Raw genomic sequence first — 555 nt, 5'->3', positions numbered from 1 at the left:
CGCTCCCGCCGATTTCGAATTCATTGACGCCACCTTGCTCAAATACGGCGAAGACCACTCGGTGCTGAACATGGCCGAACTCGACGGTTATTTCACCGCCCTGGTTTCCAGCCCGGCCAAGGTGGATGTGGCCGAGTGGTTCCCGGCAATCTGGGGTGGGCAAAACCCTGAATGGGACAACATGGACGAGGCCCAGGCTTTTCTTGAGCTGTGTGTACGCCATATGAATACCCTGGCCGCACAATTGGCCACTGACTCCCAGGCATTCAAAGCCCGTTTCGATGAAACCGAACATCAAGACCAGGCGGTGACCCTTGCCGAGGAATGGTGCTTTGGTTATGTGCGCGGCGTGACAATCGCCAACTGGCCGCCATTGCCCGCTGTACAAGCCGGGCAACTGGAGCGGATTTCCTGCTGCGCCGAACAGGACAATTTCGAACTGCCGGCAGACCTGGATGTAAACGCCCATCAACTGCAGATCAGCGAAATCGAACCGGCTGCACGGGCGCTGCATGACTACTGGTTGAGCCAGCGCTAAGGCAGTAGGAGCGAGCT

Annotated in this window: 1 protein-coding gene; it reads left to right on the top strand. The window is 57.8% G+C overall.

The window, feature by feature from the left end; genetic code table 11:
• On the top strand, positions 1 to 538 hold a 538-nt coding region (locus GIW79_RS29585), incomplete at its 5' end, for a UPF0149 family protein (protein ID WP_236477482.1).
• Positions 539 to 555: the final 17 nt, after the last annotated feature.

It is taken from the genome of Pseudomonas sp. PA-7-1E (assembly GCF_021605325.1).
In the GTDB taxonomy this organism is placed as follows: Bacteria; Pseudomonadota; Gammaproteobacteria; order Pseudomonadales; family Pseudomonadaceae; genus Aquipseudomonas; species Aquipseudomonas fluorescens_BV.
Note: the sequence above shows the minus strand (reverse complement) of the source record. Positions and strands in the feature narration are given on the sequence as shown.